A 21,863-nucleotide genomic window follows, 5' to 3' on the forward strand; every position below is an offset into this window, starting at 1 on the left:
TTTATTTGAAAATGGCTCTTTATCAATAAAAAAAATGGCCTAAAAGGCCATTTTTCAATCTCATTCATACACATAAGCTGTGGATAATCTTGTGTACAAAAATATAGAAGAGGAAAATGTGAAATTTTTAAGGCTGAGATTTTATGCAGTAGTGTTTATTCTTCTAACAGCTCTTCCCAAGAGGTATAGGTTTCAGTCAATTCCTGTTTACGGGTGTCGAGCTGTGCCTGAATATTCTGAAGCGCTGTGTAATCCTGATAAATCTCAGGTAGGGTCATTTGTTCCTCCAGCCCTAAAATTTGTTCTTCCAGCGTTTTGATCTGGTTTTCCAATGCCTCCAGCTTGCGTTGACGGCTACGTTCCTCGCTTTTGGCTTGTTTGTCTGCAGCATAGGTGGCGGCGCGTGATTTGGATGTGGTCTCGTCTGTCACGGATGCAGAGGTAGCCGATGTTTTGCCGCGTGCGGCCTGATTTGCCTCCAAAGCTTCCTGCGCAATTTCCTCCAATTCCTGCTTTTTGGCTACATAGTCATCATAATTCCCCAGGAAATGTTCTATCCCTCCAGGATGAAGCTCGATGACACGTTCCGCCATTTTGTTCAGGAAATAACGGTCATGGGAAATGAACAACAGTGTACCGTCATAGTCCATCAAAGCCGCTTCCAGCACTTCCTTGCTAAACAGATCCAGATGGTTGGTAGGCTCATCGAGAATTAATACGTTGGCTTCGCGCAGCATGAGCTTGGCCAGAGATACGCGAGCTTTTTCCCCTCCGCTTAATGAAGCTACCTTCTTCAGTACATCGTCACCGCTAAACAGGAAATTACCCAGCACTGTACGAATACGTGCTTCTTCCATATGAGGATACTCGCTCCACAACTCTTCCAGTACGGTATTGGCAGGGTTCAGGTTCGTCTGCTCCTGGTCATACAGACCGATTTTGATTTTCGTGCCCCAGTGGATGGAGCCCGCAGCAGGTTTAAGTGATCCGGTCAGACATTTGAGCAACGTCGATTTTCCGATCCCGTTCGGACCAATGAGTGCCACGGTATCTCCACGTTTTAAGTCGAACGATGCGTGCTGGAATAAAGGCTTTTTCCCTTCATATCCCACAGAGAGGTCACGGACCTCCAGTACTTCCTTACCTGACATATGGGCTGTTTCAAAGGAAAAATGAGCCTTTTTCAAGTCTCCCATGGGCCGATCCATACGCTCCATTTTATCTAACTGCTTGCGCCGACTTTGAGCGCGTTTGGTCGTGGAAGCCCGCACGATATTACGTTGTACGAATGCCTCTAAACGGGCAATTTCTCCTTGCTGCTTTTCGTAATGTTTAAGATTCGTTTCGTACTCGGCGGCCTTCAGCTCCATGTAGCGGCTGTAGTTGCCTGTATATCGAGTAGAACGATGGCGTTCAATTTCAATAATCGTCGTTACCAGTCGGTCCAGAAAATAACGGTCATGTGATACAACCAGCAGAGAACCGGAGTAGCCGCGCAAATAGTCCTCCAACCAGGTTAGTGTTTGAATATCCAGATAGTTGGTAGGCTCATCAAGCATAAGGACATCTGGTGCGAGCAGTAGGATGCGCGCAAGCGCAAGCCGGGTTTTCTGTCCTCCGCTCAAGGTAGCTACAGGCGTTTCAGGTGCAAATGAGCCAAAGCCCATGCCGTGCAGCACGCTGCGAATACGGGTCTCCATTTCATAACCACCGTGATCCTTGAACCAGTCTGAACGACGTGCATAGCGTTCCAGCAGATCTGCGTAGCGTTTTTCGTTTTGAGCATTGGCTAGGTCAGCGATGTCCTGTTCCATTTGCCGCAGTTCCCGTTCCGCTTCAATCAGGGGAGTGAACACCAGCATCATTTCCCCCCAGATAGAACGGTCAGAATTCAAGCCGCTGTTTTGCGCCAGATAACCGATGCTGGTCTCCTTTGCCTTGAAAATTTGTCCACTGTCATAGGATATTTCACCAGCAATGATTTTGAGCAGGGTCGATTTGCCTGCACCGTTCACACCTACCAGTCCAATACGTTCACGTTCCAATATTTGAAGGTTAATCCCGTCCAGAACGGGCTCAATTCCATAAGATTTAGTAATTCCGGTTACTTGCAATAGCATAGCGTATCGTTCCTCCATTACATTTTGCACAGTTCTACCTGCTTTTTTCGCAGGTACCTTCCTTCCAGTTTACATGAAATTACCCACTATTGCACTGCTTTCACCCTGTAAACCCTTGAGCCGCGTGTAGTCAATTTGTATAAACAATGATAAACTTAAGCGAGAAGTGAAAAAGAATGAAAAAAACTTGCAACGTACAGCACTTACTGACAAATGGGACAATAGCAACGTTTTAAAGATTATCGACGATTGTGCGGGAGGGCGGATGTGATGGATGTCTGTAATGTGAAGAACGCGCTGCGTTTACAGCAACGGGAGGCGCGTGACTCCATGGACCCGCTGACAAGGCAGAAGGCATCGGCTGTGGCCTGTCGGCATGCAATCGAGGCATGGGAGCAGCTTAGAATAGACAGAAACGGAGATAAGCTAACCTTATTTAGTTATCTCTCTTTTGGCAGCGAGATTTCGACGACTCCCCTCATTGAGCATTGCTGGTCACAGGGAGATCGTGTCCTGGCTCCAAGAGTGGATTCGGTAACTCGGACGATGGAGCTGAGGGAGATGGATCAGAACGGAGATATTGTACCCGGCGTCTGGAACATCCCTGAGCCTGCTTTGACATGCAAGGAATGGTCGCCTGAAATGTGGACGGGAATTGACTGGGTTGTTGTGCCTGGCTTGGCCTTTGATCGTCGTGGGGGCAGGATTGGCTACGGCGGAGGCTATTATGACCGCTTTACCGTACAGGTAGAGGCAGAGAAGCGTAACAACAGCCACGTAGGTCCGCTGTATGTCTCGCTGCTACTGCCGGGACAATTGCTCACACAGGTGCCTATGGAGCCAAGGGATTTGCGAGTGGACGTGCTGTTTACTCTGGATGGACGCTTAGATTGTGATTATGCAAAATTGACAAATGATGAATGAAGTAAAGTTGGGTATGTGAAAGGAGCTGTGAGGGAGTCGTGGATTCCTTTACTCATTTTAACGAACAGGGACGTGCTCGTATGGTAGATATTTCGGGTAAAACGTCTACGGTTCGTACAGCAGTTGCCGTGACTCAGATTACGATGAATCCGGCTACATTGACGGCTGTAAAAGAAGGAAGAATCGGCAAGGGTGATGTTCTTGCTGTGGCCCAGGTCGCAGGGATTCAAGGCGCGAAAAAAACGTCAGACTGGATACCGATGTGTCATCCACTGGCTCTGACAGGCGTGAACATTACTTTTTCCGATAATGGACATGATGTGCTTCATATTGAAGTTGAAGTGAAGACCGAAGGTAAGACAGGTGTAGAAATGGAAGCTTTGACAGCGGCTTCAGCCGCAGCGTTAACCGTGTATGATATGTGCAAGGCGCTGCAAAAAGATATGATCATCGGCCCTACCATGCTGCAATCCAAAACAGGTGGCAAGCATGGGGATTTTCAACGGGAGGACCACCGGGAACCTTGACATAGATAAACATTGTCGCCGAGAGGGTACTGTGATGTGATGCAGGATGCAGCGTGGCTGTTTCTGATTTTCAGAAGAGAAAGTATTCTTTCATGATAGGAGAAGGGTGATCTTATGGTGTGGAAAACGGCGATCCTAACAGCCAGTGATAAAGGGGCAAGGGGAGAGCGTGAGGATACAAGCGCACAGGTCATCCGGGAACTCATCGAAGAAGAACTGGGCGGAGAGATTGTGGAATACCGGATCGTTCCCGATGAACCGGATGAAATTATTGCAGCTTTAATCGAAATGACCGATTATTTTCATGCAGACCTGGTACTAACTACGGGCGGGACTGAGCTGGCCATTCGTGATGTGACACCCGAGGCGACTCGGCGGGTTGTGGAACGGGAAGTGCCGGGTATGGCAGAGGCCATGAGAATGATCGTGATGCAGAAAAATCCAGCGGCTATGCTATTCCGTGGAATCGTGGGAATACGCGGACGTACACTGATCGTCAATTTGCCAGGAACGCCCAAAGGCGTGCATGAAAATTTGGCAGCGATAATGGACCAGCTTCCAGAAGCGTTGCTTATGGTGACAGGTCAGTTCCGGTAGAAGGCAGCACATCGTGTGTGGTATGATACCTATAAGAATGTATAAGGCCGTATACGGACAAAGATTCTTATTTTGTTCGTCAACATAAGGAGGATTACTACACATGCCCAATATTGGAGCACCGGGTTATATTTTGTTAATTATTCTGGCGCTGCTGCTATTTGGTCCGAACAAGCTGCCTGAGCTGGGTCGAGCTGTAGGGCGTACATTCCGTGAGTTTAAAAACGGGGCACGCGATATTTTATCAGAAGATGAACGGACTGAGCGTAAAGACAGCAAAGATAGTGTGGTCAAAGCATCACAAACGACGTCTTCAGAAGTTCAACCTCAGCCTCAGTCTGAGGATAAACGCTTGCCATAGATTTAGTGATCGATTCTTGATCTTGTACTAAACAAAAGCCTCTTCTTCAGTGAAGGGCTTTATTTTTTAGGAGGCGCTGCTGCGTTCCGTTCAGAAAGGAGGAATGGACTTGACCCCATCAGAGCATGAAATGCCGTTAATGGAACATCTGGGTGAGCTTCGCCGCAGAATAATTTATGTGCTAATTGTATTTGTATTGGCACTGGCTGGTGGTCTGTTCGCGGCGGGTTCTGTCTATGACTGGCTTATTCGCTCCGGTTCGGCGCAAGCTTTTCAGTTAAACGCGTTTTCATTTTGGGACGGGATTGGTATCTACATGAAGATCGCCATGATCATCGGGATTGCGGTGGCGCTACCGTTTGCATGCTACCAACTGTGGAAATTTGTCAGCCCGGGATTAAGGCCGCAAGAACGAAGTGCGACTTTGCGGTATGTGCCTTATGTGCTGCTTTTATTCATCATTGGGACAGCTTTTGCTTATTTCATTATTTTCCCGATGGCGATTCAGTTTACATCGTCTGTCACCAAAAGTATGGGATTACAGGAAACGTACGGGATCGCACAATATTTCACCTTTATGTTTAATATTGTACTACCTGTAGCGCTACTGTTTGAGCTCCCCCTGCTTATCATGTTTCTGACGGGGATTCATGTTTTAACACCAATGCGGCTTCGCAAATGGCGGAAGATTTCTTATTTTCTGCTGGTGTTCGTCGCGGTTGTCATTACCCCGCCGGACTTTATTTCCGATTTTTTGGTGGCGATTCCGTTGCTGGTGCTATATGAAGTGAGCGTGTACTTGTCTTCGGTCGTGTACCGCAGGCAACTGCGTGCACAGGAGGAACGTGAGGCTCAATTGCGTGTAGCTTCAGAATAATAAGGCAGGACCTGAATGGATCAGTAAATAATTTATTCGGGTCGCGCTTCATGGCAATTTGCAGATGATGAATGCATTTGTATATCATGACTATGTACAGGGCATGAACAGTAGCAGCTTAGTCCCCTGAAAAATAACCATTAACCTTGAGTTAACGGTTATTTTTCAGATAGATGGATATAATCGGGAAGGGCTGTCCATAAAAATTCCCATAAAAAATACATTAGGGACTTGAAATTCAATCCCAAGTTGAGTATCATAAAGTTGGTTGTTAGCACTGACGACTGTCGAGTGCTAATACATACAACATAACAACCAAATTACAGGATAAAACACTTAATAAGGAGGCTATTTTTTCATGATCAAACCTTTGGGTGAACGCGTATTGGTGGAAGCAATTGAGCAAGAGACAACGACTTCCTTCGGGATCGTACTTCCTGACTCTGCCAAGGAAAAGCCGCAAGAAGGCAAAATTATCGCGGTTGGCGCAGGCGCATTGAAAGACGGTGCCCGTATTCCTCTGGAAGTAAAAGAAGGCGACCGTGTCATTTTCTCTAAATACGCTGGAACGGAAATCAAATATGAAGGTAAAGAATATTTGATTATGAAAGAAAGCGATATTCACGCGATCATCGGTTAACCGGAACCCGGACAAGACCTGAATATAGGAATTGAAACAAATCATTCATAATCCATAGGGAGGTTTATCACAAATGGCTAAAGATATTAAATTCAGTGAAGACGCTCGTCGCTCTATGCTGCGCGGGGTTGACGCATTGGCTAACGCTGTTAAAGTAACACTCGGACCGAAAGGCCGTAACGTTGTACTGGAGAAAAAATTCGGTAGCCCGCTCATCACTAATGACGGTGTAACGATTGCAAAAGAAATCGAGCTGGAAGACGCGTTCGAAAACATGGGCGCTCAACTGGTTAAAGAAGTAGCGACCAAAACGAACGATGTAGCTGGTGATGGTACGACTACTGCTACTGTTTTGGCTCAAGCCCTCATCACAGAAGGCCTGAAAAACGTAACTGCTGGCGCAAGCCCAATCGGTATCCGTAAAGGGATCGACAAAGCGGTTAAAGCGGCTGTTGCTGAACTGCAAGCCATCTCCAAACCAATCGAAAGCAAACAATCCATTGCTCAAGTAGCTGGTATTTCCGCTGCTGATGACGAAGTAGGCGAACTGATCGCTGAAGCTATGGAAAAAGTGGGCAAAGACGGTGTAATCACGGTTGAAGAATCCCGCGGGTTTGCAACAGAGCTGGAAGTGGTTGAAGGTATGCAATTTGACCGTGGCTACATTTCCCCGTACATGATTACAGATACGGACAAAATGGAAGCTGTACTGGACAATCCGTATATCCTGATCACAGACAAAAAAATCACAAACACACAAGAAATCCTGCCATTGCTTGAAAAAATCGTACAACAAGGCAAGCCACTCGTTCTGATCGCTGAAGACATCGAAGGCGAAGCGCTGGCTATGCTCGTTGTTAACAAACTGCGTGGTACATTCAACGCTGTAGCTGTTAAAGCTCCAGGCTTTGGTGACCGTCGTAAAGCAATGTTGCAAGATATCGCTGCCCTGACAGGCGGTCAAGTGATCACGGAAGAACTGGGTCTGGACCTGAAAACAGCTTCCGTAGACCAACTGGGTACAGCACGTCAAGTGCGTATCACAAAAGAAAATACGATTGTGGTTGACGGTGCTGGAAACAAAGCCGACATCGACGCTCGTGTTAGCCAAATCCGTACGCAACTGGAAGAAACCACTTCCGAGTTCGACAAAGAGAAACTGCAAGAGCGTCTGGCTAAATTGTCCGGCGGTGTAGCAGTCATCAAAGTCGGTGCGGCTACTGAAACAGAATTGAAAGAACGCAAACTGCGCATCGAAGATGCTCTGAACGCAACCCGTGCTGCGGTTGAAGAAGGTATCGTATCCGGTGGTGGTGTAGCGCTCCTGAACGTATACAAAGCAGTTGCAGCTGTTGAACTGCAAGGCGACGAGCAAACAGGCGTGAACATCGTGTTGCGCGCTCTGGAAGCTCCAATCCGCACCATTGCTGCTAACGCAGGTGAAGAAGGCTCTGTAATCGTTGAGCGTCTGAAACGCGAAGAAGTTGGCGTAGGCTTTAACGCAGCTACTGGCGACTGGGTAAACATGATCGACGCTGGTATCGTTGACCCTGCGAAAGTAACTCGTTATGCATTGCAAAACGCTGCTTCCGTAGCGGCAATGTTCCTGACTACTGAAGCGGTTATCGCTGACAAGCCAGAACCAGAAAAGGCTGCAATGCCTGACATGGGCGGCATGGGTGGAATGGGCGGCATGATGTAATTAGGGCCTCAAAACCCTGTAATACCGCTATTTAAAGGGCTCCCGAGAGGGAGCCTTTTTCTATAAAATCACATAAAAATCACATTCTCTGCAACGAGTCAGATTTGAAGGATGTCTGAGAAGTGATTTTTAATCTTCGCATTGGCATTTTTCTTCATTTTCTCCGTAACGTGTGTATAGACTTTCAATGTCGTTTTTGCGTCATCATGACCAACTCGCTTCATGATTGTTTTGATATCAACTTCAGCTTCAGTCAGCATCGATATGTGAGTGTGCCGAAAAATGTGAGGAGTAGCTTTCTTTGTAATTGAGGTTTTCTTGAGAATACGTTCCATACGGATTAATATATTTTTTTGAATGAGTGGGTAGCCGTTCTTGTGGGCAAAAACAAAGTTGTTTTCATGATAATCATCAAATAATTTCTTGCATTCAAGTCTGAAAGCTTGTTGTTTAACAATGTGTCTTTGGAGCAAATTCATAACGTTATCAATTATATTAAATTTACGAATAGATCCTGTAGATTTGGGTGGAGTTAGAATGTATTTACGCATATTATTATCAGGATTGTAAAGTGTCTTGGTTATTCGTAACTCATTTAATTCAAAGTTAAAGTCCGTATCTTTTAAAGCACAGAGTTCCCCAGATCGTATCCCTGAAAAGGCAAGCAAGTGAAAGATTTCAATGTCATCAGCTTGTTCAAGATGAAGGATGCTATATTCAACGAATATTTCTAAATACTTATTAACTGTAAATTGACGTTTTGCTTCGCTAATAATGCATTGCTATTAATTTGATACGATATGCTGGTCATTTTGATGCGCATCTTCATTAAAGTAATGTTCAAACTGTTTTTGCATTTTATCGGCTACCAAGTGAGTGTGGCGTGAATGCACAATTGCTGTAATGACAAAATAAAGGGAAACTATTGTAAGAAAAAAATAAATTATATTCATCGAAAAACTCCTCTCCGGAAGGTAGATGATCGAAGATGGTATGGTTCCATTTGACTTTATGTGAGCCGTATTTTTATTCTATAAAACTACTGGTCACTTTTTCTTACCATTCAACTTGATCAAAACGCATGTCTTTATAGTAAAACTCTCTATCATGATCCGTAATCTCCCGAAGAACCCTGCATGGATTTCCAACAGCTATTACATTCGCCGGGATATCCTTGGTTACCACGCTACCAGCACCAATTACACTCCCTTTGCCAATCGTGACTCCTGGAACAATAATCGCTCCGCTCCCGATCCATGCCCCATCCTCAATGGCCACTGGTAATGCAAACATCCCGCCTTCTTTGCGCTTTTCTGGATGTATAGGATGATTCGTTACAGCAATCGTTACATTCGGGCCAAACATGACATCATTACCAATCGTAACTTTATAGTCGTCAACCACGGTTAGATTGAAATTGATATATACATTATTTCCTACGGTCGTATTTGAACCATAAGACATGCGAATGGGCGGCTCCATCCATACATTTTCTCCAATACTTCCAAAAAGTTGTTTCATTAACGTTTTGCGCATTTCAACATCATCTGGATGCAAATTATTAATTTCATAGCATATTGCCTTACCACGCTGGCGTGCTTTTGCCAACTCTGCAGCCTCTTTCGGATAATTAGCATCGTGATCTGTAAATAATTGTTTGCTAACCATTCTTTCTTGGATATTCATGCCACATTCTCCTTTATACATGCTTATATTTATTAGAATAAATTGCAAAACCTTATTTATGATCAGGTTTATGCAAAGTTTCTAGTGATGTTGTTAAGCCATTTAAACTGTCGATATCGAATAAAAGCAATGGGAAGTTTAATCATCTCGTCTAGGCTGATGACGATATATAAGAAAATGGGGGAGACTTGCCAAACAAAAGCACATAGGTAACTAAGCGGTAGAATAATAAGCCACATGACAACAGTGTCGCACCAAAATCCAAATTTAGAATCCCCACCAGCCGTGAATATACCCGCTATAGTTGTGGAGTTAAACGATTTGGCTATACAATAATACGCACTAATGTAAAGCATCCCATCTAGGTAACTTTGAGCAGTTGGATTCAAATTGACGATAGAGTATACCAGTGGTTTAATGAACAGAATCGTGCAGCCTGCAATGACCCCAAATATCAAAGCATAAAAACACATTTTGTTGCCCGCATGCTTTGCTTTCTCGATTTCACCCTGTCCCAAATACTTCCCAACAAGTACAGAGCCCCCAGTAGCGATGCCTCCACAGAGAACCACTGCTAGATTTTTAACTACAGACGCTATGGAATTTGCGGCTACCATATCGGAGTTCACATGTCCAATAATTGCAGCAGTAGCGGTAAGAGCTCCTCCCCAAACAATATAATTCCCCTGTACAGGCAGAGTATATTTTAGGAAATCTTTTAATAAATTTCGTTGAATGCCGTCACGTACAGGCAAACGAAAACGAATGGATCCCTTGATTATGGAATGAATCACACAACACGCTAGTTCAACAATCCGTGCTAAAACCGTGGCAAGAGCTACGGCTGAAATGGCCAGTTCGGGCCTTGATGGGAATAAAATAAAAATGCAAATGGCATTGAAGAAAATGTTCAAAATCAAACATAAGGAACTAATCCACGCACTAAGTTTTGCATTTTCCATACTTCTAATCACACTGAGATACATCTGCGATATTCCCATCACAAGATAAGAAAAGGAATTCATTTGTAAAAACCTTGAGCCGAATCGAATCAGTTCTGCATCATTGGTGAATAAACGCATAAGTGCACCCGGAAGAAAGAAGGAAGATAAAAAAAACAAAATGGAGACACAAAAGGAGAACATGCAAGCGATACTAAGAATGCGCTGTATGGTTGAAGTATCCTTTTTCCCCCAGTATTGCGCAGTGAGGATACTTGCCCCCGCTGACATTCCCATATAAAACAATGTTAATGCAAAAGTAATTTGCCCTGCGAGTGATACAGCTGACATTGCGGATTGACTAATCATGCCCAGCATAACTACATCAACGGATATCACAGTTGCTGATATTAAATTTTGTAATGCAATGGGAATAACGAGCGTCATTAACTCCCGATTAAAATCACGATTAGAACCTTTGAGTTGTATGCGGTTTCTCACCTATCTCCTGTCCTCCCCCACTGATCTACACAATATAAGGATAGGATAATATCATTGTTGTTTCCATTAATATTGGCTATAATTTTATAAAAATCGTATATTTACAAAGGGGGGGCTCTTTGATGACAAATTTAGAGGTGTTTTCTGATTTATCAGAACGTTTGAATTATAATCTTCCTGATTTACCGCTTTATGTCCGAAAGGGAAGCCTTCATCAATTTAACAATTATGCAGCAGTAGCGCATTGGCATTTGGACATAGAGTTTATCTACATATTACAAGGATCGATGGATTTCTCTGTGAATGGAAGTATCACTCGATTGCATCAAGGGGATGGACTTTTTGTGAATAGCCAACGTTTGCATTTCGGCTATTCTCTTGTAGACCATAAAGATTGTTTATTCCTTGTCGTCGTCATTCATCCCTCTATCCTTGGTGAGAAGCCTTCATTTATTCAAACATACTGGGGGGAAAAGTTTAGTTTAATGATGGCTGATTTTGTTGTACTTACAGATCAGGTTGATTGGCAGCAAAGAATATTACTGTCCATTCAAGAAATCTATCAGGAAATGCATAAGGACCATACTCCTCCAAATCCGCTTCGTCTGGCATCACAAGCTTTATCTTTGTGTGCAACAATAGGGGATCATTTGCAACCCATTTATGGGCAACCTGGAGTATTGACGCATGTTCAAGAAATGACGCGTTTCATTCATCAAAACTATGATCAAAAAATAACTCTTGAGGAGATCGCCTACGCAGGAGCCGTTTGCAGAAGCCGTTGCTGTACATTATTTAACAAGTATGTGGGCCAGACACCCAACAATTATGTCACTCAATATCGTCTTCAAAAAAGTTGCGAAATGTTAAAAGAAACACGAAGATCCATAAGTGAAATTGCACTTGCCTGCGGTTTTCAAAGTGCTAGTTATTTTTCATCCATTTTTCGTAAACAGATGGGTGTAGTTCCGCAAAATTATCGAAAACAAGTTTCGAATAACGATTCAACTTGAATGGAAGTAATACAAACCGATTTGAAATAATCTGGATTACAACAGTCTTCCAATCAAATTTTATTTTCTCAAAAGCGTAATATAGAAATTCAAACAATAAGGAGTACGGACTTTACGTAGAGGAACAACCTGTTTTTCACGGAGAGCGCTAACATGCCAGCGTCTTTTTAGATATTTAGGGGCAACATATCTCGCAAAAGTTTCATTCTTTATTGATACATGTGATGAGTCTGCTCATAAATCATTTCTTTTTCGGTACATAATAACCATTGGAAGTGCCTGTTTCTGCAACTCAAATGATAAAAGAGGGGGGCAATCACACCATTGCCCCCCTCTTTTACATAATGAAATACCAGTTGACAGACAAGGAAAGGGTCACTGCAAATCCAGTATTTTTTGAATCGTGAGAAGAACACCATTTTCTTCGTTTGACTTAGTAATGAAGTTTGCTGCCTTTTTAGTATTTTCACAAGCATTACTCACTGCAAAACTGTATTTCGCAATTGCCATGAGTTCCACATCATTCTCGCCGTCACCAAATGACATTGTTTCCTCGTATGTGACGCCCAACATTTCTTGCAGTTTCTTTACTGTCTCACCTTTATGCGTATGCAATGCCGTGATATCCAGCCATCTAGCTTCTGAATCAACAATATAAATTTTCCCACCCAACGTATTCTCAACATGCGCTCTTAATGCTGTACTTCGTCCCTCCGTGTCGAAGACCGTAATTTTGATAAAACAGCTATCTATGTTTGCAAAGGAGTCTGTTTTTAATACACGTTCATAGGAGCCTTTAACAACGTTATACATATCTTCTGAAATGGAAGAATGAACGTACGCAGCATCACTAGCACATACAATAAGTGTCATATTGTTGTCGAAGTCTTGAATTTGATCAATCGCCTGTAGAGCTAGATCTCGATCAATACTAAACTCTTTAACCACTTGGCCATCTTTTTTAATTCGAGCAGCACTGTCACCCAATATCCAAACTCCCTTGCCATGTTCGTCAAACAATTTTTCAACACGTTCACATTGTTTACCTGTACATGCGACAAATGTGACTTCTTTTTGCTGCATCTCGGCATAAACTTTTTTGAAAAGTTCGACATCGTACAAACTTTTATTGTTCAGAAATGTTCCGTCTAGATCAGTGACTACAAGTTTAATCATACTTATTACCCTCCTGTTTTTTGTTTGTCTTGTTTATCCTTCTGATTGCAATGATCGACGTATTTCACTTGCATGTTTTCCACCAGAATTTGAACTTTGCGAATATACAATTGCGCTAATGATAAAATACGAACCCATCAAAACGCACGTGGTCAATATATCCACCTAATATTCCCATCAAATTCGCCTCCTGTGAAATTCATAAAACTCTTTTTTTAAATACTTTATAATGGACATTTAAAATGTATTTAAAAAAATTCAAAACGAGTTGGTAACATGCTTATCTATGATCTCTCGCTACAAAACAAGATTAAAATATGTAACTGGTTTCATGTCAATAAATTAATTTCAGTACATTTTTCCAAGTTGCCAAGCCACAATTATGATATGTGATCGTTAAAATGCCAGCTGTTTAGGAAGAGGTATTTTAGAGAATATTAAATTTCAGAAATATCATTGCTACTTCCTATGCCTCAATATACAATAGAAGGAAATTGTTGATGAGGCCGATATGTGGTGAATATTTCGTTATTTGAATCACAAAAAATCACATAAAAAATCACATAAAAAATCACAATCTCGGCGAATATGAATGAATATAGGCAAATGAAATTTTCTGAACAGGGAACAAACCATGTTATAAAATAAGAGTTAAGTTCAGAAACGTTTATCGGCGAGAATCAATCCAGTTTTTTCACTTCATTACGCTCTAAAATGAAAGCGTTGACATGTATTTCAACCCACTATATACTTAGCTTAATTAAATGAATAGCACTAGGATTGTTACTGTTACGCAGGCAAAACCTAAGGAACAAAATATTAAGATCCAAGGATCTTATGTATTTTGTTATACTTAGGTTTTTTTGTTTATAGAGAGAGGGAGGTTAAATACAAGTGGTTTCGGCACTCTGCTGAAGCCATTTTCTTCTATTTATGAGGTCACATCTGAGAGGAGCGATAAACTTGGAATACAAATATGAGCTGGTCCAGGCAGACCATCATTTTCCGTTAAAAATTATAGTTCATTCCTCCAATGAACCAGCATACATACCTGGGCATTGGCACGATAGCATCGAAATATCCTATGTACTTTCAGGAAGAATTGACCATATCTATATTGATGGTGCGAGCTATAGCTCCAAAGAAGGAGATATTGTGCTCATTAATTCGAATGCTATTCATTCCTTTTCTGTGGCTAAGGGAAAAGGAAGAGAGGCCATAACCGTTCTGATTCCTTCTGAATTTATTAGAGCAAATGTCAACGGCAGTAACCCCATTTCATTTGACTGTATATCCATTTTCGAAACTAACGAGCAGAGATTACAGCATTTTGCGGAGCTGCGTGATTTGCTAAACACCTTATTTGTGGCTTATCTCAATCAGCATAATGACTCTTTAGCACATATCCATTTAACATCGCTATCTTATAAACTGGTGTATCTGTTATTAATGCATTTTAAAATGGACAATGAATCTATCCCCGGCTTTAACTCTGATAAATATTTGGAGCGGCTGACGCTGATAACCAATTATATCAAAGAGAATTACGATCAAAGCTTATCCCTGGATTCCATAGCCCAGGTTTTTGGACTATCTCCCGAATATTTGTCCCGTTTTTTTGTGAAGCATGTAGGGATGACTCTATTTCAATATATCAATGCCATCCGTCTGGAGAGATCTTATCGTGTTCTTATGAATACGGATCATTCCATCATACAAATTGCGTTGGAGCACGGTTTTCCGAACGAGAAGTCTTTTGCCAGGGTATTTAAGAAGGTTTTCCAGGCAACACCGCATCAATATCGAAAAGAGAACAAGAGGTATTCTGGAGCAAGGAGTCAGTAATTGACCTGAATTAGGCTAATAAAAGACAGGATGCAAATTAAAAAGATTATTAAAATAAATAATGTAAGCGTTCTATTAATGGATCTGGGAGGTAAGACATCATGTTTAAACGGTTTCAAAAGGCTGCTAAGACAACTATGTTACTCACTTTAGCTATCGGTACGACTCTTGTTTTCAGCTCCGGTGCATGGGCCAAGGATGTAAAGATACAGCCCACCTCATACCGGACGGTTGCGGAAGTTAAGGATTGGGGAGCAGCCATTACGAAGATCATTGTTAACCTGGGTAAGCCAGTCCCTAAAGATGCGATAACTAAGGATACATTTAAGGTGCATGTGGGAAGAAGCGACAATCGGTTGTTAAATCCCTTTATTGAAAATGGCAACCGGAAAGTCACCAAGGCCTATGTATCGGACAAAAGTGGCAATCCTGTAAATAAAACCGGAAGCTATGTTGTATTGGAAATGGAAATCGGTCCGACATTAACACTAAGCTCCGCTATTCATTATGATGCGGCAGGCTCCGGGTTTAATGCATGGAATGATAACAAATACACGATCACGCAGCAAAAAGCTATTAAAACCAAATCCGGAACGATTTCCGATTTGAAGATTGATACTTCCGCAGGACAGATACGGAAGTTGGTTGATCAATTTGCGACCGGTAAATCTACTTTTGATGGAGTTACTTTAACCTACGCAGACTATGCACCGGCAAAAGACAAAGTGAAAAACCCTTTGGTGATCTGGCTGCATGGTATGGGTGAGGGAGGTACCGATCCAACGATTCCGATTGCCGGAAATAAAGCAGCAAATTTTTCCTCAAAGGATATTCAATCCTATTTTGGCGGGGCTTATGTGTTGGCACCTCAGACCCCAACCTACTGGATGGATGGCTTTACAAGCTTTGGGGACGGAACCTCCAAGTATGAGCAAGCATTGATGTCCTTAATTAAGGATTACGTGGCCCAAAACAAAGACATTGATACAGATCGAATCTACATTGGTGGAGACTCCAACGGTGGTTACATGACTATGCTGATGATCCGTGACTATAAAGATTATTTTGCAGCAGCTGTGGTCGCATGTGAAGCCTTGAAGGATAGTCTTATAACCGATGAACAGATTAACGAAATGAAGAACCTGCCGATCTGGTTTGTGGCTGCCAAAACCGACACCGTGGTTCCGCCCAACGATTATACGGTTCCGACTTACAACCGTTTAGTGAATGCTGGAGCAAAGGATGTTCATATGTCGTTATTTGATAACGTAGTGGATACCTCTGGTTTGTATAAGAAGAGCGACCAAACACCGTATGAATACAACGGCCATTGGTCTTGGATTTACGTATATAACAACGAAGTATCGAAGGTGATTAACGGAAAGAAAACAACGATGATGCAATGGCTTGCCTCCAAAACATTGGACTAAAGTATAGCAATGATCTTATTAATTGCCGCGTAAGTCGCGGCTTTTTATATTTTGGGGGATGAGATCCTTTTCAAAACCAAATGCCAAGAGTCTCATACTGCAACGCTATATAAAACTCCGTCAACAAATAATTGACGGAGTTTAATTCTTCCTTTCACTTATTCACTTCAATCAGCCCATCCGGTTTTTCCCGATTAGAGAGTAATTCAGATACCGTAACGAAGGTATAACCTCTTTTCTTGAGCTCGGGTAGAATAATTTTCAAGGCTTCAACGGTTTGCGTACTTTGATGTACATAATCGTGCATGAGGACAATGTCGCCGTTACGGACGTTGCGAAGGACCTTATTAGCGATACGATGTACACCGGGTTTTCGCCAATCTAAGGTGTCCTGATGCCAGGACCATAAAATAATTTTCAGCCCTTTCTCCTTGGAGAGCTTGACCAGCGAATCGGTATAGGAGCCGCCGGGCGGCCTAAAAAGATGGGTCCCCGCACCAGTTGCCTGTACGATGCTCGCCTGAGCTTGATCCAATTCGGACAGAGCTTTGTTGCGAGAAATATACTGAAAGGATGAGTGAAGGAAGGTATGGTTGCCAACTTCATGCCCTTCTTCTCGTTCCCGCTTGACAAGGTGAGGCAGCTTTTCTACACGACTGCCGACGACAAAAAAGGTCGCTTTAGCATCGTATTCTTTAAGCAAATCCAAAATGGCAGGCGTATTGCTTCCATCCGGTCCGTCGTCGAATGTGAGGGCAATCAACTTGCGATGGGTAGGAACTTCCCATACAATGTCGCCGCGTTCTTCATAATAGGCTCTTCCCTTTGTAGGAGTAGGGGAGGCATGGGCTTGTGCATTGGTAGATGGAGTGGGACAAGAGCTGATACACAGTAAAGAAACAGCGATTCCAGCGCACAGCAAATGGTTATATTTCATCAGGCTTCTTCTCCGTTCTTACGTATTCTCACATTAGCTTGCCAAGAAAGAGCGCATACCATTCCCCGTTTCTAAGATTCATCATTTCAAATCACTCAAGATTAGATCTATTTATCGGATTCTAGAGGGAACATCACGCTGATTAATCAGGGTGTGAACGAGGTGTTCACCCACCTACCGAGTGGAGATTGTATAGAGATAACTAAAACCTCCAACTTCGTAATGGGCCAATGGCAGGCCCCTTACGGAATTGGAGGTTTTTTGTCTTTTTAACTAGACAGATTGTATGGATCGAACGCTAGCTCAACAGGGTTATAACCGTCCTTGTGCTCATACCTATAGAGAGTTGCTTTTACAATAAGAAAAAACATTAACATTTTACTCCAGCCCACTTGACGTTCCCTTTACATCGAAACGATACACTTACTGAGGTTGGTTTGAAAAGAAAGGGGCGCTCCGTTTTGGGTGAGCTTAACAAATCTATGGGACTGGGGACGAGGAGTCAGCAACAGACTTCGTCTAAAGCCCGCATACGCACGGGTTCGCTAAAAATTCAAAGACTGCGCGAAAACGCGCTGGCGTATACCTTTTTGGCTCCATCGCTTATTTTGTTCGTTATATTTATGTTTTATCCGATGATCAAGTCCGTTTATCTCAGCTTGCATTCTACAGATCCCGCAGGAAACGTTGCAGCATATGTAGGATTAGATAATTTCACTACACTTTTCAGCTCGGGATTGTTTCTGCAAGGGATTAAGGTGACACTCCTGTTTGCACTGTTAACCGTACCAGTAGGTATTTTATTGGCGCTGGTACTGGCTGCACTTACACACAGTAAATTGCGGGGAATGCGTATCTTCCAGTTTGCCTTTTCGCTGCCGATGGTGTTGTCGGTCGGTTCATCTGCGGTCATTTGGAAATTTCTTTTTCATCCGACACTGGGGATGCTCAACTATGTGCTTTCCCTCCTACATATCAATCCGGTTCCGTGGCTGACCAGCCCGGATTGGGCGCTGTTCTCAGTAGCCATAATGACCATCTGGATGAATCTTGGCTTCAATTACATTATCTTATCGAGCGGACTTCAAGGGATTCCAGATGACATGTATGAGAGTGCCAAAATGGACGGGGCTGGACCGCTCGTCACGTTCTGGCGTATCTCCATGCCACTGTTATCACCGACGATCTTTTTTGTGACCGTAGTTTCCATCATTGGAGCCTTCCAGTCTTTTGCTCAAATTAACATTTTGACCAAAGGCGGTCCGGTGAACAGTACGAATGTATTTGTGTATTCCATCTATCAGGAAGCTTTCGTTAATTTCCGGTTCGGAACGGGGAGCGCGCAGGCCATTGTCTTGTTTGCTGTCATTCTGCTGCTCACGATGATTCAGTTCAAATGGGTGGAAAGAAAGGTGCATTACCAATGAAACGACACCTGAATTCAACATTGCTGTATGTGCTGCTTACGATTGCAGCTGCTCTCATTTTGTATCCGGTTATATATACGTTTTTTATGGCAGTCATGTCTCCCGAGGAAGCGAGCGCTTACCCACCAAGCTTTTTCCCGCATTCTTTTCATATGGCCAATTTTACTGAAGTGTTTGAAATCGTTCCGATTGCAGCCTTTATTGGAAATACATTTCTCATTTCGGGTCTTACAATGATTGGGCAACTGATTACAGCGAGCTTGGCGGCCTATGCCTTTGCCAAAATGGAATTCAAGGGAAAAAACTTCATTTTCAGCATGTTTGTTGCGACAATGATGATCCCTTGGGAAGTGACCATTATTCCGAACTACCTGACGGTACGAAGCTGGAACTGGCTTGATACATATCAAGGGTTGACAGTTCCTTTTCTGGCGACAGCATTCGGAACATTCCTGTTAAGGCAATTTTTTCTCCAGCTTCCCAAGGAACTGTTCGAGGCGGCTCGAATGGATGGGTGCGGACATATCCGTTACTTTCTGTTCCATGTGCTTCCGTTATCGCGCCCTGCGCTCGGAACACTGGCTGTGTATTCGTTCCTGAATATGTACAATTCGTACCTCTGGCCTTTACTGATCACCAATAGCGAGAATATGCGCACGGTACAGATCGGCATATCCATGCTCGAATTTCAGGAATCGACTTCATGGAATCTGGTATTTGCGGGTACGGCTCTTGTCATTTTACCGTCTCTGCTCCTGCTGATCTTTGGACTAAAACAGTTGGTTCGTGGAATGGCGGCGGGTGCACTTAAAGGCTGACCACATATGTCAAAAGAAAGCAACACCTGCGCAAGCAGCCCATATACAGAGCTTCAACACACAAGAATATCGCAAGAGAATGCCAATTCAAGAATCATTTAATCAAAGGGAGAGAAGAGAGATTATGAGATTTTTTCGTCTGAAAAGTGCATTGACCCTGCTTATTCTGACTGCCATGGTGGTTGCAGCAGGTTGTAGCAATAATACTGCTGCAGAGAAGCCGAGTAATGGTAGTGATGGGGCAGCAGCGGCTTCTCCAGTGAAGCTGACTTGGTGGCATTCGATGTCCGGTAACGGTGAAAAAGCAATCAAGCAGATCGCTGCTGACTTTAACGCCAGTCATAAGGACATTCAGGTAGAGCCAGTATATCAAGGCAAATACGATGATAGCTTGAACAAGCTGAAAGCGTCGCTTGGTTCCAACAGCGGCCCGGACATCATTCAAGTATACGAAATCGGTAGTAAATTCATGATCGATTCCAAAATGATCACACCCGTACAACAATTTATTGATGCAGACAAGTTCGATCTGTCACAGCTAGAGCCGAATATTACACGATACTATACGATTGATGGTAAACTGAACGCCATGCCGTTCAATACGTCAAACCCGATTTTATATTACAACAAGGATGCATTCAAAGCCGCAGGACTTGATCCAGCTAATCCTCCGAAAACGTATGATGAGTTCGAAAAGGCTGCTAAAGCCTTGAGCAAGGATGGTAAATCCGGTGCTTCCATTGCCATCTACGGCTGGTTTATGGAACAACTGTTTGCCAATCAGAACGCAGATTATGTGAATAATGGCAATGGTCGTGATCAAGCGGCAACGGAATCCATGCTGAATTCGGATGCAGGTGTAAAAACCCTAACGTGGTGGAAGAAAATGATCGATGAAAAGGTTGTATCCAATCTGGGACGTAACTCGGACGATACGGCAAAGGCTTTTTCCGCAGGGCAAATTGCAATGACGCTGGATTCCACCGCTTCGCTGCGTAATATTGTGGAGCAGGTTGGCGATAAATTTGAAGTAGGCACAGGATTCCTGCCAAGAGCGAATGAAGCTAAAGAAGGCGGCGTGGTTGTAGGCGGCGCAAGCTTGTACATCATGAACAACAAGCCCGAAGCCCAGCAGAAGGCAGCATGGGAGTTCATTAAATTCGTCGCTTCCCCAGCTGTACAGGCACAATGGAGTGTGAATACCGGGTACTTCCCGATCACGAAAGCGGCCTATGACGAAAAGGTACTCAAAGACAATATGGTAAAATATCCGCAATTCCAGACGGCGGTTGACCAATTGCATGCATCGGCACAATCCACCGCTACACAGGGCGCAGTGATGGGCGTATTCCCAGAAGCGCGTCAAATCGTCGAAGGTGCAATCGAGGCTGTTCTGAGTGGCCAGCAACAGCCCAAACAGGCATTGGATCAAGCTACCCAAGAAATCACAGGCAAAATTGCGCAATATAATCAAACCGTGAAAAAATAGTCGGCCTTCCCTTAAAATCGGTTGATAATCTGTAGAATGGCCCCCTTATCATCCGATTTTATGACATAGCGGATCGAATGAGTGACCCCCTCACTTATTCGATCCGTTTTTGCATTTTCACTTTTAGAATAAGCGTTTAGACGAATTGTCTAAAATGAAATATTTTCATTTTTCCTATTGCTGGATAACTAAAAATGGGCTTATAATAAATACATAATTTTTGTACTGGACGGTCAGTTCAAAAAAGGAGGAAGCATGAAACAGCAGACAAAGGAAATTATTTTTAACGGCGCACTCAAAGCTTTTTCTGAACGAGGATTTAATGAAACAAATATGGAGGAAATTGCCAAGGTTTGTGGCATAGCCAAAGGAACCCTGTATTACAATTTTAAAAACAAGCAAGAATTGTACATTTACATTTTGAAGATGGGGATGGAGCGTTTTGTCCGGGATATCCATGAAGCAATGGCTCATACGCCTAAAGATCAGGTGGAGCTTAGGATTCGCAAGCTAATCCAAGTACATATTGAGTTTATTGTGAGAGAACCGGACTTTTGCCGTCTATTGGTCAGTAAGGGCTGGGTTTCGCAAGAGCAGCATTTTAATATTAGGCAGGTGCTGGCTGACTATTTTGATTTTATGGAGGCAGAGATCGATTCCGGCAAGTTTCATGGGAAAATTTCAAGTAAGCTGGATGCCAAAACAACAGCCAATTGCTTATTTGGGATTTACATTTTTGCACCGATGAGGTCAATGGTTTGGGGCGAAACGATGAATCTGCAAGAGGTTCGTGAAAGTATTGAAGTTTTTGTGTGTAATGCATTGGGCATGCAACATTAATATACAGATGGA

Annotated in this window: 20 protein-coding genes; 14 read left to right on the top strand and 6 right to left on the bottom strand. The window is 43.2% G+C overall.

Features of this window, described 5'->3' with window-relative positions; translation table 11 throughout:
* Positions 1-155: 155 nt before the first annotated feature.
* Entirely contained in the window at positions 156-2,120 is a 1,965-nt protein-coding gene (locus MKY35_RS06240; protein WP_342446614.1) for an ATP-binding cassette domain-containing protein, read from the bottom strand.
* A 270-nt stretch (positions 2,121-2,390) separates the two neighbouring features.
* On the opposite strand from MKY35_RS06240, the gene MKY35_RS06245 reads away from it, so the two are divergent.
* The 7 genes from MKY35_RS06245 to groL all read left to right on the top strand — a co-directional run bounded on the left by MKY35_RS06245 (position 2,391) and on the right by groL (position 7,748).
* Positions 2,391-3,044, top strand: coding sequence for a 5-formyltetrahydrofolate cyclo-ligase (locus MKY35_RS06245; RefSeq protein ID WP_029516246.1), 654 nt, complete (start codon positions 2,391-2,393; stop codon positions 3,042-3,044).
* Between the two features lie 38 nt (positions 3,045-3,082).
* Positions 3,083-3,571 (top strand): cyclic pyranopterin monophosphate synthase MoaC, encoded by a 489-nt coding sequence (gene moaC / locus MKY35_RS06250; RefSeq protein WP_029516247.1) that lies wholly within the window; start codon positions 3,083-3,085, stop codon positions 3,569-3,571.
* Between the two features lie 114 nt (positions 3,572-3,685).
* Positions 3,686-4,168, top strand: coding sequence for a MogA/MoaB family molybdenum cofactor biosynthesis protein (locus MKY35_RS06255; RefSeq protein ID WP_013309212.1), 483 nt, complete (start codon positions 3,686-3,688; stop codon positions 4,166-4,168).
* 103 nt (positions 4,169-4,271) lie between these two features.
* Positions 4,272-4,529, top strand: coding sequence for a twin-arginine translocase TatA/TatE family subunit (locus MKY35_RS06260; RefSeq protein WP_209949648.1), 258 nt, complete (start codon positions 4,272-4,274; stop codon positions 4,527-4,529).
* A gap of 109 nt (positions 4,530-4,638) precedes the next feature.
* Positions 4,639-5,406: a twin-arginine translocase subunit TatC gene (gene tatC, locus MKY35_RS06265; RefSeq protein ID WP_103048885.1), complete on the top strand. Its 768-nt coding sequence runs from the start codon at positions 4,639-4,641 to the stop codon at positions 5,404-5,406.
* A 358-nt stretch (positions 5,407-5,764) separates the two neighbouring features.
* The gene (groES, locus tag MKY35_RS06270; protein ID WP_007429271.1) at positions 5,765-6,046 is read left to right on the top strand and encodes a co-chaperone GroES; all 282 of its coding nucleotides are present in this window, start codon (positions 5,765-5,767) and stop codon (positions 6,044-6,046) included.
* A 73-nt stretch (positions 6,047-6,119) separates the two neighbouring features.
* Entirely contained in the window at positions 6,120-7,748 is a 1,629-nt protein-coding gene (gene groL / locus MKY35_RS06275; protein ID WP_013309215.1) for a chaperonin GroEL, read from the top strand.
* Positions 7,749-7,846: 98 nt separating this feature from the next.
* Here the strand turns inward: groL and MKY35_RS06280 are convergent, their stop codons facing one another.
* The 3 genes from MKY35_RS06280 to MKY35_RS06290 all read right to left on the bottom strand — a co-directional run bounded on the left by MKY35_RS06280 (position 7,847) and on the right by MKY35_RS06290 (position 10,876).
* Positions 7,847-8,524, bottom strand: coding sequence for a site-specific integrase (locus MKY35_RS06280; RefSeq protein ID WP_342446615.1), 678 nt, complete (start codon positions 8,522-8,524; stop codon positions 7,847-7,849).
* Between the two features lie 280 nt (positions 8,525-8,804).
* A complete protein-coding gene (locus MKY35_RS06285; RefSeq protein WP_342445896.1) occupies positions 8,805-9,434 on the bottom strand; it encodes a sugar O-acetyltransferase in 630 nt (209 codons plus the stop codon).
* A gap of 68 nt (positions 9,435-9,502) precedes the next feature.
* Positions 9,503-10,876 (bottom strand): MATE family efflux transporter, encoded by a 1,374-nt coding sequence (locus MKY35_RS06290; RefSeq protein ID WP_342445897.1) that lies wholly within the window; start codon positions 10,874-10,876, stop codon positions 9,503-9,505.
* A 122-nt stretch (positions 10,877-10,998) separates the two neighbouring features.
* Between MKY35_RS06290 and MKY35_RS06295 the strand changes: the two genes are divergently transcribed.
* Positions 10,999-11,889, top strand: coding sequence for an AraC family transcriptional regulator (locus MKY35_RS06295; RefSeq protein WP_342445898.1), 891 nt, complete (start codon positions 10,999-11,001; stop codon positions 11,887-11,889).
* 375 nt (positions 11,890-12,264) lie between these two features.
* Here the strand turns inward: MKY35_RS06295 and MKY35_RS06300 are convergent, their stop codons facing one another.
* Positions 12,265-13,065 carry a Cof-type HAD-IIB family hydrolase gene (locus tag MKY35_RS06300; protein ID WP_165144873.1) on the bottom strand — a complete coding sequence of 267 codons (801 nt, stop codon included), beginning with the start codon at positions 13,063-13,065 and terminating at the stop codon, positions 12,265-12,267.
* A gap of 963 nt (positions 13,066-14,028) precedes the next feature.
* Between MKY35_RS06300 and MKY35_RS06305 the strand changes: the two genes are divergently transcribed.
* A complete protein-coding gene (locus MKY35_RS06305; protein WP_342445899.1) occupies positions 14,029-14,910 on the top strand; it encodes an AraC family transcriptional regulator in 882 nt (293 codons plus the stop codon).
* A 101-nt stretch (positions 14,911-15,011) separates the two neighbouring features.
* Positions 15,012-16,340 carry a prolyl oligopeptidase family serine peptidase gene (locus tag MKY35_RS06310; protein ID WP_342445900.1) on the top strand — a complete coding sequence of 443 codons (1,329 nt, stop codon included), beginning with the start codon at positions 15,012-15,014 and terminating at the stop codon, positions 16,338-16,340.
* A gap of 154 nt (positions 16,341-16,494) precedes the next feature.
* Here the strand turns inward: MKY35_RS06310 and MKY35_RS06315 are convergent, their stop codons facing one another.
* Positions 16,495-17,277 carry a polysaccharide deacetylase family protein gene (locus tag MKY35_RS06315; protein ID WP_342445901.1) on the bottom strand — a complete coding sequence of 261 codons (783 nt, stop codon included), beginning with the start codon at positions 17,275-17,277 and terminating at the stop codon, positions 16,495-16,497.
* 461 nt (positions 17,278-17,738) lie between these two features.
* On the opposite strand from MKY35_RS06315, the gene MKY35_RS06320 reads away from it, so the two are divergent.
* The 4 genes from MKY35_RS06320 to MKY35_RS06335 all read left to right on the top strand — a co-directional run bounded on the left by MKY35_RS06320 (position 17,739) and on the right by MKY35_RS06335 (position 21,851).
* Complete coding sequence (locus MKY35_RS06320; protein WP_029516314.1) at positions 17,739-18,704, top strand: sugar ABC transporter permease; 966 nt, start codon at positions 17,739-17,741, stop codon at positions 18,702-18,704.
* A complete protein-coding gene (locus MKY35_RS06325; RefSeq protein ID WP_029516315.1) occupies positions 18,701-19,522 on the top strand; it encodes a carbohydrate ABC transporter permease in 822 nt (273 codons plus the stop codon). Before MKY35_RS06320 ends, MKY35_RS06325 begins: the two co-directional genes overlap by 4 nt.
* Positions 19,523-19,646: 124 nt before the next feature.
* Positions 19,647-21,011, top strand: a complete 1,365-nt coding sequence (locus MKY35_RS06330) for an ABC transporter substrate-binding protein (protein ID WP_342445902.1) — start codon at positions 19,647-19,649, stop codon at positions 21,009-21,011.
* Between the two features lie 255 nt (positions 21,012-21,266).
* Positions 21,267-21,851 carry a TetR/AcrR family transcriptional regulator gene (locus tag MKY35_RS06335; RefSeq protein ID WP_069011115.1) on the top strand — a complete coding sequence of 195 codons (585 nt, stop codon included), beginning with the start codon at positions 21,267-21,269 and terminating at the stop codon, positions 21,849-21,851.
* Positions 21,852-21,863: the final 12 nt, after the last annotated feature.

This window comes from Paenibacillus sp. FSL L8-0638 (genome assembly GCF_038593075.1).
GTDB lineage: Bacteria > Bacillota > Bacilli > Paenibacillales > Paenibacillaceae > Paenibacillus > Paenibacillus polymyxa_D.

Excerpts from the sequence above, each read along its gene's own strand:
- MKY35_RS06255 (WP_013309212.1), top strand. The coding sequence starts at position 3,686 with ATGGTGTGGAAAACGGCGATCCTAACAGCCAGTGATAAAGGGGCAAGG.
- MKY35_RS06295 (WP_342445898.1), top strand. The coding sequence starts at position 10,999 with ATGACAAATTTAGAGGTGTTTTCTGATTTATCAGAACGTTTGAATTAT.
- MKY35_RS06310 (WP_342445900.1), top strand. The coding sequence starts at position 15,012 with ATGTTTAAACGGTTTCAAAAGGCTGCTAAGACAACTATGTTACTCACT.
- MKY35_RS06330 (WP_342445902.1), top strand. The coding sequence starts at position 19,647 with ATGAGATTTTTTCGTCTGAAAAGTGCATTGACCCTGCTTATTCTGACT.
- MKY35_RS06315 (WP_342445901.1), bottom strand. The coding sequence starts at position 17,277 with ATGAAATATAACCATTTGCTGTGCGCTGGAATCGCTGTTTCTTTACTG.
- MKY35_RS06245 (WP_029516246.1), top strand. The coding sequence starts at position 2,391 with ATGGATGTCTGTAATGTGAAGAACGCGCTGCGTTTACAGCAACGGGAG.
- MKY35_RS06240 (WP_342446614.1), bottom strand. The coding sequence starts at position 2,120 with ATGCTATTGCAAGTAACCGGAATTACTAAATCTTATGGAATTGAGCCC.
- MKY35_RS06285 (WP_342445896.1), bottom strand. The coding sequence starts at position 9,434 with ATGAATATCCAAGAAAGAATGGTTAGCAAACAATTATTTACAGATCAC.
- MKY35_RS06335 (WP_069011115.1), top strand. The coding sequence starts at position 21,267 with ATGAAACAGCAGACAAAGGAAATTATTTTTAACGGCGCACTCAAAGCT.
- groL (WP_013309215.1), top strand. The coding sequence starts at position 6,120 with ATGGCTAAAGATATTAAATTCAGTGAAGACGCTCGTCGCTCTATGCTG.
- MKY35_RS06325 (WP_029516315.1), top strand. The coding sequence starts at position 18,701 with ATGAAACGACACCTGAATTCAACATTGCTGTATGTGCTGCTTACGATT.
- groES (WP_007429271.1), top strand. The coding sequence starts at position 5,765 with ATGATCAAACCTTTGGGTGAACGCGTATTGGTGGAAGCAATTGAGCAA.
- MKY35_RS06260 (WP_209949648.1), top strand. The coding sequence starts at position 4,272 with ATGCCCAATATTGGAGCACCGGGTTATATTTTGTTAATTATTCTGGCG.
- MKY35_RS06300 (WP_165144873.1), bottom strand. The coding sequence starts at position 13,065 with ATGATTAAACTTGTAGTCACTGATCTAGACGGAACATTTCTGAACAAT.